Origin of the sequence: Kitasatospora sp. NPDC058478 (genome assembly GCF_042720345.1) — a bacterium.
Lineage (GTDB): Bacteria > Actinomycetota > Actinomycetes > Streptomycetales > Streptomycetaceae > Kitasatospora.
Map to the genome: position 1 here is coordinate 53,551 of NZ_JBHXML010000011.1, position 15,925 is coordinate 69,475.

The 15,925-nt window shown below is 72.6% G+C and carries 10 protein-coding genes; 9 read left to right on the forward strand and 1 reads right to left on the reverse strand.

Going from position 1 to position 15,925, the window contains the following annotated elements:
- The first annotated feature begins 197 nt into the window (after window positions 1-197).
- Genes ACFWPT_RS08690 through ACFWPT_RS08710 form a run of 5 tightly spaced genes read left to right on the forward strand, consistent with a single transcriptional unit; the run spans window position 198 to window position 8,006 of the window.
- Window positions 198-1,994: an IucA/IucC family protein gene (locus ACFWPT_RS08690; RefSeq protein ID WP_380378877.1), complete on the forward strand. Its 1,797-nt coding sequence runs from the start codon at window positions 198-200 to the stop codon at window positions 1,992-1,994.
- Entirely contained in the window at window positions 1,991-2,560 is a 570-nt protein-coding gene (locus ACFWPT_RS08695) for a GNAT family N-acetyltransferase (protein WP_380378876.1), read from the forward strand. Before ACFWPT_RS08690 ends, ACFWPT_RS08695 begins: the two co-directional genes overlap by 4 nt.
- Window positions 2,561-2,569: 9 nt before the next feature.
- On the forward strand, window positions 2,570-4,015 hold the full coding sequence (locus tag ACFWPT_RS08700) for a lysine N(6)-hydroxylase/L-ornithine N(5)-oxygenase family protein (protein WP_380480636.1): 1,446 nt from the start codon (window positions 2,570-2,572) through the stop codon (window positions 4,013-4,015).
- The gene (locus ACFWPT_RS08705) at window positions 3,993-5,816 is read left to right on the forward strand and encodes an IucA/IucC family protein (RefSeq protein ID WP_380336397.1); all 1,824 of its coding nucleotides are present in this window, start codon (window positions 3,993-3,995) and stop codon (window positions 5,814-5,816) included. Before ACFWPT_RS08700 ends, ACFWPT_RS08705 begins: the two co-directional genes overlap by 23 nt.
- Window positions 5,817-5,828: 12 nt before the next feature.
- The gene (locus ACFWPT_RS08710; protein ID WP_380480638.1) at window positions 5,829-8,006 is read left to right on the forward strand and encodes an ATP-dependent DNA helicase; all 2,178 of its coding nucleotides are present in this window, start codon (window positions 5,829-5,831) and stop codon (window positions 8,004-8,006) included.
- 132 nt (window positions 8,007-8,138) lie between these two features.
- On the opposite strand, the gene lexA is transcribed toward ACFWPT_RS08710, so the two are convergent.
- Entirely contained in the window at window positions 8,139-9,020 is an 882-nt protein-coding gene (lexA, locus tag ACFWPT_RS08715; RefSeq protein ID WP_380336391.1) for a transcriptional repressor LexA, read from the reverse strand.
- 356 nt (window positions 9,021-9,376) lie between these two features.
- On the opposite strand from lexA, the gene nrdR reads away from it, so the two are divergent.
- The 4 genes from nrdR (at window position 9,377) to ACFWPT_RS08735 (ending at window position 15,609) form a co-directional block, all read left to right on the forward strand.
- Window positions 9,377-9,874: a transcriptional regulator NrdR gene (nrdR, locus tag ACFWPT_RS08720; protein WP_063349343.1), complete on the forward strand. Its 498-nt coding sequence runs from the start codon at window positions 9,377-9,379 to the stop codon at window positions 9,872-9,874.
- A gap of 203 nt (window positions 9,875-10,077) precedes the next feature.
- Window positions 10,078-12,960, forward strand: coding sequence for a vitamin B12-dependent ribonucleotide reductase (locus ACFWPT_RS08725; protein ID WP_380378869.1), 2,883 nt, complete (start codon window positions 10,078-10,080; stop codon window positions 12,958-12,960).
- Between the two features lie 173 nt (window positions 12,961-13,133).
- Entirely contained in the window at window positions 13,134-13,898 is a 765-nt protein-coding gene (locus tag ACFWPT_RS08730) for an SDR family oxidoreductase (protein WP_380378868.1), read from the forward strand.
- Window positions 13,899-14,265: 367 nt separating this feature from the next.
- Window positions 14,266-15,609, forward strand: coding sequence for an ABC transporter substrate-binding protein (locus ACFWPT_RS08735; RefSeq protein ID WP_363374333.1), 1,344 nt, complete (start codon window positions 14,266-14,268; stop codon window positions 15,607-15,609).
- Window positions 15,610-15,925 lie beyond the last annotated feature (316 nt).

Consider the following 15,925-nt stretch of genomic DNA (forward strand, 5'->3'; position numbering starts at 1 on the left):
ACGATCGGCCCGCCGACCCAGCAGGGCCCCGCGCGCCGGACGCGGACAATCCCCGATCTTCACCCGGACGAGTGAGCCGACCTTGTGATCACCCGTCAGGGATAGGTAACCCTTACCTGACGCGACGGTGCGAGCGCCCGCCGATCCTCTCCACCACCCGCGCGCGTCCGCACCCCCACGCGCCCCAAGGAGCAGCCTTGAGCACCGCCCTCACCGGAGCCCCGCCCGCCCCGCTGCTGCACGCGGACCGGCCGGCCGAGCCCGATCCGCTGCTGCACCCGGACCCCGCCGTCGCCGCCGAACAGGCCGCCCTGGAAGCCCTGCTGCGCTGCTGGACGCGCGAGACCGGCGCCCGCCCCGGCCCCGACGGCCGGCTGCGGATCGCCGTCCTCGGCGGCGCCGCCCGGCTCTCCGCCCCCGTCCGCTACTGGTCGCCCGGCGGCTGGCACCGGTTCGGCCCCGCCGTCCTCTCCGCCGGGGAGGGCACCGCCGACGCCCCCGTGGACGCCGTCACCACCGCCGCGCTGCTCGCCGCCGCGGCCGCCGACCGCCCCGACCCCGGGCAGGTCGCCGACCTCGCCGCCCGGGTCGCCGACTCGGTCGTCCGCACCGCCGACATCCTCGCCCACCGCCGCACCGCCGCCCCCGCCGGCGGCCCGGAACGCTCGCACTTCCTCGCCGCCGAACAGTCCCTGCTGCTCGGCCACCCGCTGCACCCCACCCCGAAGAGCCGCGACGGCCTCGGCCCGGCCCAGAGCGCCGCCTACTCGCCCGAACTGCACGGCTCCTTCCAACTCCACTGGTACGCGGTCCACCGCGACCTGCTCGCCGCCGGCTCCGCCCTCACCGACAGCGCCGACCGGATCACCGCGGACCTGCTCGGCGACCACGCCGCCCTGCCGCCCGGCACCGCCGCCCTGCCGCTGCACCCCTGGCAGGCCCGCGAACTCGCCCACCGCCCGGCCGTCGCCGCCCTGCTCGCCGACGGGCTGCTGCACGACCTCGGCCCGGCCGGCGAACCCTGGTACCCCACCTCCTCGGTGCGCACCGTCTACCGCCCCGGCACCCCCTGGATGCTCAAGCTCTCGCTCGGCCTGCGGATCACCAACTCCCGCCGGGAGAACCTGCGCAAGGAACTCCACCGCGGCCTGGAGGTGCACCGGCTGCTGGAGAGCGGCCTGGCCGCCGAATGGCACCGTGCCCACCCCGGCTTCGACATCGTCCGCGACCCGGCCTGGATCGGCGTCGACCACCCCGCCCTCGGCGACCCGGGCGGCCTGGACACCGTGCTGCGCGCCCAGCCCTTCGCCCCCGCCGACCGCGCGCTGTGCGTCGCCGGGCTGGTCGCCGAACAGCCGCTCGGCACCGGCGACACCGTGCCGTCCCGGCTCGGCGACACCCTGCGGGCGCTCGCCGTCCGCTGCGGCCGCCCGCTGCGGACCGTCGCCGCCGAATGGTTCCTGCGCTACCTGGACGCCGTCGTACTGCCCGTCCTCTGGCTGGACGGCACGGCCGGCATCGCCCTGGAGGCGCACCAGCAGAACAGCCTCGTCCTGCTCGACGCCGACGGCTGGCCCAGCGGCGGCCGCTACCGCGACAACCAGGGCTACTACTACCGGGAGAGCGCCGCCGACCGGCTCACCGCGCGGCTGCCCGGGCTCGGCGAGCACAGCGACACCTTCCTGCCCGACGAGGTGATCGACCACCACTTCGCCTACTACCTCGGCATCAACCACGTCCTCGGCCTGGTCGGCGCCTTCGGCAGCCAGGGGCTCGCCGACGAGACCGTGCTGCTGGCCGGGCTGCGCCGCTTCCTGGCCGGCCCGCGGGCCGCCGCCACCGGCTCGGCGCTGCCCGGGCTGCTGCTCGACGCGCCCACCCTGCCCTGCAAGGCCAACCTGCTCACCCGGATCAACGGCCTGGACGAACTGGTCGGCCCGGTCGCCACCCAGTCCGTCTACGTGGACATCCCCAACCCGCTGGCGGGCGCATGAGCCTGCTCGACGACCCGCCGGGATGGGGCGCGATCCCCACCCCGGCCGGCGAGTTCCGGCTCAGCCCGGTCCGACTGCCCACCGACCTGGACCTGCTCGCCGGGTGGATGAACGACCCCGAGATCGCCGCGTTCTGGCGGCTCGCCGGGCCGCCCGACGCCACCGAACGGCACCTCCGGGCCCAACTCGACGGCGACGGCCGCAGCGTGCCCTGCCTCGGCCTGCTCGACGGCGCCGCGACGAGCTACTGGGAGGTCTACCGCGCCGACCTCGACCCGCTCGCCCGGCACTACCCGGCCCGGCCGCACGACACCGGCGTCCACCTCCTGATCGGCCCCGCCGAGAGCCGCGGCCGGGGCCTCGGCGCCGTCCTGCTGGCCGCCCTCGCCGAGCGGATCCTGCGGCAACGGCCCCGCTGCGAACGGGTCGTCGCCGAACCGGACGTCCGCAACCGGCGCTCCGTCCGGGCCTTCGAACAGGCCGGATTCCGGCTGGACACCGAACTCGACCTGCCCGACAAGCGCGCCGCCCTGATGGTCCGTGCCCGCGTCCCCTTCGTCGCCTAGGACACCCCCGTGGACACCCCAGCACCCCAGCCGCCGTACGACCTGCTCGGCGTCGGCATCGGCCCCTTCAACCTCTCGCTCGCCGCGCTCGCCGCGCCCGTCCCCGGCCTGCGCACGCTCTTCTGCGACCAGCGCCCGGAGTTCCGCTGGCACCCCGGCATGCTGGTGGACGGGGCCCGGATGCAGGTGCCGTTCCTCGCCGACCTGGTCTCCCTCGTCGACCCGACCAACCCCTGGTCCTTCCTCAACTACCTGCGCGACCAGGACCGGCTCTTCCCGTTCTACTTCGCCGAGCGCTTCCAACTGCCCCGCCGCGAGTACGACCACTACTGCCGGTGGGCCGCCGAACGGCTCGCCAACTGCCGCTTCGGCACCGAGGTCACCGCCCTGCACTGGGAAGCCCCGCACTTCCGGGCCGAGCTGACCGACACCGCGACCGGGCGGCGGACCGAGGTGCACGCCCGCAACCTCGCCCTCGGCGTCGGCACCCGGCCCGTCCTGCCCGCGGCCTTCACCGCCCTCGACGGCCACCCGCGCGCCTTCCACTCCGCCGACTACCTGGACCGCCGCGGCGACCTCGCCGGCGCCCGGGACATCACCGTGGTCGGCAGCGGGCAGTCCGGCGCCGAGGTCTTCCTCGACCTGCTCCGGCGCCACGACGGCGACGGCGTCCGGCTGCGCTGGCTCACCCGGACCAGGGCGCTCGCGCCGATGGAGTACTCCAAGCTCGGCCTGGAGCACTTCACCCCCGACTACACCCACTACTTCCACAGCCTGCCCGAACCCGTCCGGGACGCGCTGGTCGCCGCCCAGTGGCAACTGCACAAGGCCGCCAGCGCCGAAACCCTCGCCGAGATCCACGACCACCTCTACGAACGCACCATCGGCCGCCCGATCGACACCGCCCCGGTCGACATCACCCCCGGCACCGCCGTCACCGAAGCCCGCCCCGGCCCCTGCGGCGGCCTCGAACTGCACTGCCGGCACGGCGACTCCGGCGTCGAACACGTCCTGCGCACCGACGCCGTGGTGCTCGCCACCGGCTACCGGGCCGCCCGGCCGACCGCGCTCGAACCACTCGCCCGGCTGATCGACTGGGACGGGGACGGGCGCTACCGGGTCGACCTCGACCACCGGGTCGCCACCCGGCCCGAACTCACCGGCGGCCTCTACGTCCAGAACGCCGAACTGCACACCCACGGCGTCGGCGCCCCCGACCTGGGGCTCGGCGCCCACCGGGCCGCCGTCATCCTCAACGCCGTCACCGGCCGGACCGTCCACCGGCTGCCCGCCCGCACCGCCTGGACCGGCTTCGCGCCGCCCGGGACCGCCCCCGCCGCTGCGGGCGCTGCCGCGGGCGCCGCCGCGGCTGTTGCCGAGGGCACCCCCACCGAGAGCACCCCCGCCATCCCCCGTCCCCAGGAGCTGACCCGTGCCGCAACCGTCGGCCGCTGAACCGCCGTTGTACCTGCCCCCGCACCTGACCGCCGGGCACTGGCGGCGGGCCGGGCGCGCCCTGCTGGCCAAGATGCTCGGCGAGTTCGCCTACGAGGAACTGCTCACCCCCGTCCGCGCCGCCTCCGACGGCGAGTACCTGCTCTGGCTGCCCGAGGCCGAGTACCGCTTCACCGCCCGCCGCGGCGCGTACGGAAGCTGGCGGGTCGACCCGGAGTCGGTCCGCTGCTCCGACCCGGACGGCCTCGACCCGCTGCGCTTCCTCCCGCACGCCCGGCACGCCCTCGGCCTGCGCGGCGAGACCACCGGCCACCTGATCCGCGAACTCACCGCCACCCTGACCGCCGACGCGCACCAGCTCGCCACCGCGCTCACCGCCGCCGAACTCGCCGACCTCGACCACCCCGCCCTGGAGGGCCGCCAGGACGGCCACCCCTGGATCGTCCCCAACAAGGGCCGGATCGGCTTCTCCGCCACCGACGCCGCCCGCTGGGCCCCGGAGGCCCGCACCCCGCGCCCGCTGCCCTGGATCGCCGTCCACCGCCGGCTCGCCGAGTACCGCGGCGTGCCCGGCCTGGAGCGGCCCGAGCAGCTGTACGCCCGCGAACTCGACGACCCGGACGCGCTGCGCGCCGCCCTCGGCCCGGCCGCCGCCGACTACCTGCTGCTGCCCGTCCACCCCTGGCAGTGGGACGAGACGATCGTCCCGCTGTTCGCGCCCTGGATCGCCTCCGGCGAGATCGTCCCGCTGCCCTCCGACGGCGACCCACGGCTGCCCCAGCAGTCCATCCGCTCCTTCTTCAACACCGCCCACCCCGAGCGCTGCACCGTCAAACTGCCGCTGTCCGTCCTCAACACCCTGGTCTGGCGCGGTCTGCCCACCGAACGCACCCTCGCCGCGCCCGCCGTCACCGCCTGGATCCACGGCCTGCGCGACGCCGACCCCTACCTGCGCGACGAGTGCCGGGTGATCCTGCTCGGCGAGATCGCCTCCGTCACCGTCGACCACCCGCTCTACCGCGAGCTGCCCGAGGCGCCCTACCAGTACAAGGAACTCCTCGGCGCGATCTGGCGCGAACCGCTCGGCCCCTTCCTGGCCGGCGGCGAACGCGCCCGCACCCTGGCCGCCCTGCTGCAGACCGGCTCCGACGGCCGGGCGCTCGCCGCCGAACTGATCGCCCGCTCCGGGCTCACCCCCGCCGCCTGGACCGGCCGGCTGTTCGGCGCCGTGCTGCCGCCGCTGCTGCACTTCCTCTACCGGTACGGGCTGGTCTTCTCCCCGCACGGCGAGAACGCCATCGTCGTCTTCGACGAGCACGACGCGCCGACCCGGCTCGCGGTCAAGGACTTCGTCGACGACGTCAACCTCAGCGACCAGGACCTGCCCGAACTGCGCGACCTGCCCGCCGAGGTCGACGACGTCCTGCTGCGGGACGGCCCGCAGGGGCTCTGCCAGTTCCTCCACTCCGGGCTGTTCATCGGCGTCCTGCGCTACCTCGCCCCGCTGCTGGAGGCGCAGACCGGGCTGCCCGAGGCCGAGTTCTGGGCCCTGCTGCGGGCCGAGATCCGCCGCTACCAGGACCGCTTCCCCGGCCTGGGCGAGCGCTTCGAGTTGTTCGACCTGTTCCGGCCGCGGATCGACCGGCTCTGCCTCAACCGCAACCGGCTGCTGCTCGACGGCTACCAGGACCGCCCGCACCGCCCGCACGCCGCCCGGTACGGGACCGTCCCCAACGCCCTGGTGACCCTGGAGGCGGATCTTCCCGGGCGACGGAGCCGGATTGTCACCCCAGCCCCGTAGGCTGGGAGGGTCATGACGAACGACTCCGAAACCCAGCTCCCCGGCGAGACCGAGCTCCCTGGCGAGGACGGCGGCGCCGCCGCCGACGTCGAGGAAGCCGTCGCCGTTCCGCGCTCCCGCATCCCCGACCTGCTGCACGCCGCGGTGGCGGCCGTCGGCGGCGTCGAGCGCCCCGGTCAGCTCCGGATGGCCGAGGCCGTCGCCGACGCCGTCGACAACGCCGAGCACCTGCTCGTCCAGGCCGGCACCGGCACCGGGAAGTCCCTCGCCTACCTGGTGCCCGCGCTCGCCCACGGGGACCGCGTGGTGGTCGCCACCGCCACCCTGGCGCTGCAACGCCAGCTCGTCGAACGGGACTTGCCGCGCACGGTCGAGGCGCTGCACCCGGTGCTGCGCCGCCGCCCGCTGTTCGCGATGCTCAAGGGCCGCTCCAACTACCTGTGCCTGCACCGGGCCAACGAGGGCACCCCGAGCGACGAGGGCGAGGGCCTGTTCGACGCGGCCGAGGCGCTCGGCGGGCCCGCCAGCAAGCTCGGGCAGGACGTGCTGCGGCTGCGCGAGTGGGCCGACGAGAGCGACACCGGGGACCGGGACGACCTCAGCCCCGGCGTCTCCGACAAGGCCTGGGCCCAGCTGGCGGTCACCTCCAAGGAGTGCCTGGGCGCCACCCGCTGCGCGTACGGGCAGGAGTGCTTCGCCGAGAAGGCCCGGGAGCGGGCCAAACTGGCCGACGTCGTGGTCACCAACCACGCGATGCTCGCGATCGACGCGATCGAGGGCGCGCCGGTGCTGCCCGAGCACGGGCTGCTGATCGTCGACGAGGCGCACGAACTGGTCAACCGGGTCACCGGCGCGGCCACCGCCGAGCTGACCGTCGGCGCGGTCAACCGGGCGGTCAAGCGCGCCGCCCGGCTCGCCAACGAGAAGGCCGTGGACGCCTTGCAGGCCGCCGCCGAGAACTACCACGGCCTGATGGAGACCGCCCAGCCCGGCCGGGTCGAGGAACTGCCCGAGTACCTGGCGTACGCGGTCACCTCGATCCGGGACGCCGCCCGCCAGGTGATCAGCTCGCTCGGCGAGACCCGCGACAAGGGGCTCAGCGACGAGGACGCCGTCCGCAAGCAGGCGATGGCCTCCGCCGAGTCGCTGCACGAGACCGCCGAGCGGCTGCTGGAGGACTCCGAGTACGACGTGGTCTGGATCGAGCGCAGCGACCGCTTCGGCATGGGCACCGGCTCGCTGCGGGTCGCGCCGCTCAGCGTCTCCGGGCTGCTGCGCGAGGGCCTCTACAAGGAGCGCTCGGTGGTGCTCACCTCGGCCACCCTCAAGCTCGGCGGGGACTTCAACGGCGTCGCCGCCTCCGTCGGCCTGCCCTCGGACTCCCGGCTGCCGGACCAGCGCACCCCCGGGGACAATCCTTCGGCCGGGTCCGGGTCCGGGTCCGGGTCCGGTTCCGGTTCCGGTTCCGGGTTCGGCGAGGACGCGGTGCCGCACTGGCGCGGCATCGACGTCGGCTCGCCGTTCAAGTACCCCAAGCAGGGCATCCTGTACGTCGCCCGGCACCTCGCCGATCCCGGCCGAGATCCCGAACGGCCCGACATGCTGGACGAGTTGGCGGAGCTGATCGGCGCGGCCGGCGGGCGCACGCTGGGCCTGTTCTCCTCGATGCGCGGCGCCCAGACGGCCGCCGAGGCGCTGCGGGAGCGGCTGGACAACCGGATCCTGCTCCAGGGGGAGGACACCCTGGGCGAGTTGATCCGGGAGTTCGCCTCGGACGCGTCCACCTGCCTGTTCGGCACGCTCTCGCTCTGGCAGGGCGTGGACGTGCCCGGCTCGGCCTGCCAGCTGGTCGTGATGGACCGCATCCCGTTCCCCCGGCCGGACGACCCGCTGATGAGCGCCCGCCAGAAGGACGTCGAACAGCGCGGCGGGAACGGCTTCATGGCCGTCGCGGCGACGCACGCGGCGCTGCTGATGGCGCAGGGCGCCGGCCGGCTGGTGCGCGCGGCCGAGGACCGGGGCGTGGTCGCGGTGCTCGACCCGCGGGTGGAGACCAAGCGGTACGGGAGCTTCTTCCGCTCCTCGATGCCGGAGTTCTGGTACACCACGGACCGCAACCAGGTGCGCCGCTCGCTGGCGGCGATCGACGCCTCGGCGCCGCCGGTCAAGCCGGTGGTGAAGCGGGGCTGAGCGGTGCGGTGATCCGGGGCTCCGTCCAGCCCCCCTGGGGGCCGAGGCGGGGCCCGGAAGCCCCCGGAGACGCCGGAGGGGCTCCCCGCGACCACGCGGTGGAGCCCCTTCCCGCTGGGTGCGCGCGAGGCGTCAGAGGCGGCGCAGGACCGCGACGACCTTGCCCAGGATGGTCGCGTTGTCGCCGTTGATCGGCTCGTACGCCGGGTTGTGCGGCATCAGCCAGATCCGGCCGTCCTCTCGCTTGAGCCGCTTGACCGTGGCCTCGCCGTCGATCATCGCGGCCACGATGTCGCCGTTCTCGGCGACCGGCTGGCGGCGCACGGTGACCCAGTCGCCGTCGCAGATGGCCGCCTCGATCATCGAGTCGCCGCGCACGGTGAGCGCGAACAGCTCGCCCTCGCCGACCAGCTGGCGGGGCAGCGGGAAGACGTCCTCGACCGTCTGCTCGGCCAGGATCGGGCCGCCGGCGGCGATCCGGCCGACCAGCGGCACGTACGAGGTGGACGGCCGGCCGGCCGTCTCGGCGGTGTTCGGGCGGGCCACCTCGACGCCGCGGACCTCGTAGGCGCGCGGGCGGTGCGGGTCGCGGCGCAGGAAGCCCTTGCGTTCCAGGGCCATCAGCTGGTGGGCGACCGAGGAGGTGCTGGACAGGCCGACGGCCTGGCCGATCTCGCGCATGGACGGCGGGTAGCCGCGGCGCTGGACGGAGTCCCGGATGACCTCGATCACGCGGCGCTGGCGTTCGGTGAGACCGGCCTCGTCGGTGCGGATGCCGGGGGGGCGGCCGGGCAGCGCGCGGGTGGGCGCCTGGTGGGCGTCGTCGATCGCGGGGGAGTGTTCGATCGGCTGGTCGGGAACGCGGCCCGTGCTGGAAAGGGCCGGGCCGGAGAGGCGCTGGTCTTCGCTACGGTCCATGCTGATGTCCACGCTCTGCTGATTCGTGGTGCGCTGCCCCACCTTGAACTGGGAGTGTTCCTGCACCGGGATGGTGTTGCTTTCGATGGTGTTCACGGCGGCCCCTCTCGACGGCTGTCCTCTCCCCTTTTCCAGCCCAACGCCCCTCCTATCGAAAGGTTGCGCCAAACACACGTTCGAGTGAATTATTCGAGAGTTGGCTGACTCGATCAAGGCTTTGCTGTACATCGAGACTGTGCATCGAGTAAATGTTCGATCGGATCTCGACTTCGGCAGTCTAATCGGTGCCGACACGCCAGGGGTGTCGCTTCCCCCGGAGACCTACATCTAGTGGTTACAGTCCTCTCCGTGCCCAGTACTAGTGGTTACGGCGCATGATCAGCTTGCCGAGGCCGGGGTCGCATCGCATAGACTCAACAGGTCCGCACGTCCTGCCAGGGAGGGATCCTCAGGTGCACTGCCCCTTCTGCCGGCACTCCGACAGCCGTGTTGTCGACAGCCGGACCAATGAGGACGGCAGCTCGATCCGCCGTCGTCGGCAGTGCCCGGACTGCGGCCGCCGCTTCACCACCGTGGAGACGGCCGCACTGATGGTCATCAAGCGCAGCGGGGTCACCGAGCCCTTCTCCCGGGAGAAGGTCATCACCGGCGTCCGCAAGGCCTGTCAGGGCCGCCCGGTCACCGAGGACGCCCTCGCCCAGCTCGGCCAGCGGGTCGAGGAGTGCGTGCGCGCCACCGGCAACGCCGAGCTGACCACCCACGACGTCGGGCTGGCCATACTCGGCCCGCTCAAGGAACTCGACGTGGTCGCCTTCCTGCGCTTCGCCAGCGTGTACCAGGCGTACGACGGACTGGAAGACTTCGAGGCCGCCATCGCGGAACTCCGCGCCGAACGGCCCGTCCCCGAGGCGGACGGCACCTGCGTGCCCGTCGCCGCCGCCGCGCCCTAGGAGGCGCCGGCACCCGGCCCCCTGGCGGGCCTTGCTGCACCACGGGTCCCACGGGGCCCACGCATGCCCGGAAAAAGGGCACAGAACACAACAAACCGTGCGCAAGCAGGCGAGGTCTCGGCCTGCCCGCACACCGGAAGAACGAACCAGCGGTGCCCGGACTTTTCAGGGCACTTCGGGCGTTTGCCCAGGAGGAGGAAGAAGTGACAGACACCACGAGCGGTTCCGCACGCGGGTCGAAGTCCGACAAGACCACGGCCAAGGGCGGCGGCAAGGCCCCCAAGGGCGGTCTGCCGATCGGGCGCATCTACACCACTCCTGGCGTGCACCCGTACGACGAGGTCCGCTGGGAGCGCCGCGACGTCGTCATGACCAACTGGCGCGACGGGTCCATCAACTTCGAGCAGCGCGGCGTCGAGTTCCCCGACTTCTGGTCGGTCAACGCCGTCAACATCGTCACGTCCAAGTACTTCCGCGGCGCCGTCGGCACTCCCCAGCGCGAGTGGAGCCTCAAGCAGATCATCGACCGCGTGGTGCTCACCTACCGCGCCGCCGGCGAGAAGCACGGCTACTTCGCCACCAAGGACGACGCCGAGATCTTCGAGCACGAGCTGACGCACGCCCTCCTCCACCAGGTGTTCAGCTTCAACTCGCCGGTCTGGTTCAACGTCGGCACCAAGCAGCCCCAGCAGGTCAGCGCCTGCTTCATCCTGTCCGTCGACGACTCCATGGAGTCGATCCTCGACTGGTACAAGGAAGAGGGCATGATCTTCAAGGGCGGCTCCGGCGCCGGCCTCAACCTCTCCCGCATCCGCTCCTCGAAGGAACTGCTGTCCTCCGGCGGCAACGCCTCCGGCCCGGTCTCCTTCATGCGCGGCGCCGACGCCTCCGCCGGCACCATCAAGTCCGGTGGCGCCACCCGCCGCGCGGCCAAGATGGTCGTGCTCGACGTCGACCACCCCGACGTCGAGGCCTTCATCGAGACCAAGGTGAAGGAGGAGGAGAAGATCCGCGCCCTGCGCGACGCCGGCTTCGACATGGACCTCGGCGGCGACGACATCACCTCCGTCCAGTACCAGAACGCCAACAACTCCGTCCGCGTCTCCGACGAATTCATGACCGCCGTCGAGAACGGCACCGAATTCGGCCTGCGCGCCCGGATGACCGGCGAGGTCATCGAGACCGTCGACGCCAAGAAGCTGTTCCGCAAGATGGCCGAGGCCGCCTGGGCCTGCGCCGACCCCGGGATCCAGTACGACTCCACCATCAACCACTGGCACACCTGCCCGGAGTCCGGCCGCATCAACGCGTCCAACCCCTGCTCCGAGTACATGCACCTGGACAACTCCAGCTGCAACCTCGCCTCGCTGAACCTGATGAAGTTCCTGCGCGACGACGACTCGTTCGACGCGGACACCTTCGCCAAGGTCGTCGAGCTGGTCATCACCGCGATGGACATCTCCATCTGCTTCGCCGACTTCCCCACCGAGAAGATCGGCGAGACCACCCGCGCCTACCGCCAGCTCGGCATCGGCTACGCCAACCTCGGCGCCCTGCTGATGGCCACCGGCCACGCCTACGACAGCGAGGGCGGCCGCGCCCTGGCCGGCGCCATCACCTCGCTGATGACCGGCACCGCCTACCGCCGCGGCGCCGAACTCGCCGGCGTCGTCGGCCCGTACGACGGCTACGCCCGCAACGCCGCCCCGCACCAGCTGGTCATGAAGCAGCACGCGGACGCCTCGCTCGCCGCCGTCTCGCTCGACGAGCTGGACGCCCCGGTCTGGGCCGTGGCCAACGACACCTGGCAGGACGTCCTGCGGATCGGCGCGCAGAACGGTTTCCGCAACGCCCAGGCCTCGGTGCTCGCCCCCACCGGCACCATCGGCCTGATGATGGACTGCGACACCACCGGAGTCGAGCCGGACCTGGCGCTCGTCAAGTTCAAGAAGCTCGTCGGCGGCGGCTCGATGCAGATCGTCAACGGCACCGTCCCGCGCGCCCTCAAGCGCCTCGGCTACCAGGACGAGCAGATCGAGGCGGTCGTCGCCCACATCGCCGAGCACGGCAACGTGGTGGACGCCCCGGGCCTCAAGGCCGAGCACTACGAGGTCTTCGACTGCGCGATGGGCGAGCGGGTCATCTCGGCCATGGGCCACGTCCGGATGATGGCCGCGATCCAGCCCTGGATCTCCGGCGCGATCTCCAAGACCGTCAACATGCCGGCCTCCGCGACCATCGAGGACATCGAGGAGATCTACTTCGAGGCGTGGAAGATGGGCGTCAAGGCGCTCGCCATCTACCGCGAAAACTCGAAGGTCGGCCAGCCGCTCTCGGCGAAGAAGAAGGAATCCGAGGCCAAGGCCGAGGAGGCCCCGGCCGCCGCGGTCCAGAAGGTCGTCGAGTACCGCCCGGTCCGCAAGCGCCTGCCCAAGGGCCGCCCGGGCATCACCACCTCCTTCACGGTCGGTGGCGCCGAGGGCTACATGACCGCCAACTCCTACCCGGACGACGGCCTCGGCGAGGTCTTCCTCAAGATGTCCAAGCAGGGTTCGACCCTCGCGGGCATGATGGACGCCTTCTCCATCGCCGTCTCGGTCGGCCTGCAGTACGGCGTGCCGCTGGAGACCTACGTCTCGAAGTTCACCAACATGCGCTTCGAGCCGGCCGGTCTGACCGACGACCCGGACGTGCGGATGGCGCAGTCGATCGTCGACTACATCTTCCGCCGCCTGGCGCTCGACTTCCTGCCGTTCGAGACCCGCTCGGCGCTCGGCATCCACTCCGTCGAGGAGCGCCAGCGCCACCTGGACACGGGCTCCTACGAGCCGCTGGAGTCCGAGGAGCTCGACACCGAGTCGCTCGCCCAGTCGGCCCCGGTGGTCGCCACCCCGGCCCCCGCCGTCGAGGCGCCCAAGGCCCCCAAGGCCTCCCCGGCGCAGGCCCACAACTCCACGGAGCTGATGGAGATCCAGCTCGGCCTCAACGCCGACGCCCCGCTCTGCTTCTCCTGCGGCACCAAGATGCGCCGCGCCGGCAGCTGCTACCTCTGCGAGGGCTGCGGCTCCACCAGCGGCTGCAGCTGACCGCCGGAACTGACCCCGCGCGGGTGAGCCACCGCTGAGGCGGGGCGAGGACTTCACGTCCTCGCCCCGCCTCTTCTCGTTGTCCGGGCACCTTCGCGGACGCCGATGTCACGGATGGGGGCGGTGGGCGGTCGGTAGGGGTGACGGTGTTCGGCGGGAGGAGTGGTGTGGTGATGGGGACGGTGCTGGTGACCGGGGCGACGGGGGTCCTGGGGCGGGAGGTGGTGCGGCTGCTGGTCGCGCGCGGGGTGGCGGTGCGGGGGCTGAGCCGGCGGGTGCGGAGCGGGGGCGCGGGGGTCGAGTGGGTGGTCGGGGACCTCGTGACCGGGGAGGGGATCGCCGGGGCGGTGGCGGGGGTCGAGGTGGTGGTGGACTGCGCGACCACGGTGGGGCGCAAGGACGTGGCCGCGGTCCGGACGCTGGTGGCGGAGGCCGGGAAGGCGGGGGTGCGGCACCTGCTGTACGTGTCGATCGTCGGGGTCGACCGGGTGCCGATCCCGTACTACCGGGCGAAGCTCGCCTGTGAGCGGGTGGTGCGGGAGTCGGGGCTGGGGTGGACGGTGCTGCGGGCGACGCAGTTCCACGACCTGTTGCTGAGGATCTTCGACGTGTCGGCGCGGTTGCCGGTGTTCCCGGTGCTTGGCGGGGCGAGCGTCCAGCCGGTGGACGTGCGGGAGGTGGCCGCGCGGGTCGCGGAGCTGGTGGGGGAGGGGCCGGCCGGGTACGCGCCGGAGGTGGGCGGGCCACGGGTGCGGCCGTACCGGGAGCTGGCCGAGGCGTACCTGCGGGCGTCGGGTCGGCGGCGGGTGCTGCTGCCGGTGCGGGTGCCGGGGGCCTCGGGGCGGGCGCTGCGGGCGGGCGGGAACCTCGCGCCGGAGCGGGCGGTGGGCCGGGGGACCTTCGAGGAGGTGTTGGCGGAGCGGTTCGGCGACCGCTGATGTCAACCAGGGTTGCACCGGCTGTACTGACGGTTGGTCAAGAGGCGTGGCCCCGTTCGGGTTTCCGGGCGGGGCCGTCGTATCTGTCGCGCGGAGGCGGAGGTCGCGGAGGTCGCGGTCGGGGTGTCGGCGGATGAAGGTCGACGTGGACCTTGGCGGCGGCTGGCGGCTGCGTTAACGTCATCGGATCGGTTCGTCCGTCGCCCTTCGTGATCTCCGTGCGCCCGTCTCCGGTACAGCGCGATGTCGTTCAGCCCACCGTCGGCAGCATGCCCTGGCGAGGAGGACCGCATTGACCCTCAACCCGACCGCGCCGTCCGAGAGTTCCGGCTATCGCGGTTCTGGTCACCGTAGTTCCGGCCGCCGCTTGGCCGCCGTACCCGCCCTGCTTGCGGCGCTGGCCCTGACCGCGGCCTGCTCCAACAGCTCCGGCGGTTCGGGTGGCGGTGGTGACGCGGCGGCCCCGTCACTGTCCGGTGACTGCGCCAAGTACCAGCCGTACGCCGGGCATTCGGGCACCACGGTGACGATGTTCGCCTCGATCCTCAGCCCGGAGTCGGACAATCTGGAGAAGTCCTGGGCCGAGTTCGCCAAGTGCACCGGCATCAAGATCAGTTACGAGGGCTCGAACGACTTCGAGTCCCAGCTGCCGGTCCGGGTGGCCGGCGGCAACGCCCCGGACTTCGCGATCATCCCGCAGCCGGGCCTGCTGGCGCAGATGGTGAAGAGCGGCAAGGTGGTGAAGCCGCCCGCCCAGACGGTCACCAACGAGGACCGGTGGAGTCCGATCTGGAAGACCTACGGCTCGGTCAACGGCACCTTCTACGCGGCGCCGATGAGCGCCAACATGAAGTCGCTGGTCTGGTACTCGCCGAAGGCCTTCAAGGCGGGCGGCTACGAGGTGCCGAAGACCTGGGCGGACCTGATGGCGCTCAGCGACCGGATCGCCAAGTCCGGTGGTGCCAAACCCTGGTGCGGCGGCATCGCCTCGGGCACGGCCACCGGCTGGCCGGCCACCGACTGGCTGGAGGAGGTGGTGCTCGGCACGTACGGCGGTGACGTGTACGACCAGTGGGTCGGCCACCAGGTGAAGTTCTCCGACGAGAAGATCACCACCGCGATGAAGACCGTCGCCGGCTGGATGCAGAACCCGGCCTGGGTCAACGGCGGTTACGGCGACGTCAAGTCGATCGCCACCACCACCTTCCAGGACGCGGGCGCGCCGGTCCTCACCGGCAAGTGCGCCATGCTCCAGCAGGCGTCGTTCTACGAGGCGCAGTGGCCCAAGGACACCAAGGTCGGCCCGGACGGCGACGTGTTCGCCTTCCACCTGCCCGCGGTGAACCCGGCGATCCCCAACCCGGTCGAGGGCGGCGGCGAGTTCCTGGCCGCCTTCTCCGGCCGGCCCGAGGTGCAGGCGGTGCAGAACTACCTGTCCAGCTCGGACTGGGCGAGTAGCCGGGTGAAGACCGCGACGGGCTGGGTCTCGGCCAACCAGGGCGTGGACAAGAGCCTGTACACCGACCCGATCGACCGGCTGTCGGCGGACGCGCTGACCGACCCGGCGGCGACCTTCCGCTTCGACGGCTCCGACCTGATGCCGGCCGCCATCGGTGCCGGGCAGGAGTGGAAGTCGCTGACCGCCTGGTTCGCCGAGGGGCAGTCGATCCAGAAGACCGCCGCCGACATCGACGCCGCCTGGCCGCAGTAGCCGCACGCCCGCAGCGGGCGCCTGGCTGTAGCGGGCGCCTGGCTGTAGCGGGCGCCTGGCTGTAGTGGGTGCCTGGCTGTAGTGGGCAGACGCCCGCAGTAGGCGCCTGGCCGCAGTAGGCGCCGGGCCGGACTCGGGCCGGGCCAGGCCGGGCGCCGTTCAGGACCACCTGTCGAGGGCGGGGCGGGGCCGCCCCCCCCCCCCCCCCCCCCCCCCCCCCCCCAAAAGGAGGGGCCCCCCCTCAAGTGCCTAACCCGAACCCCCAAAACCGTGACCCCCCACCCCCACCGCAGCAGGGGCGGACCCGCGGGACACT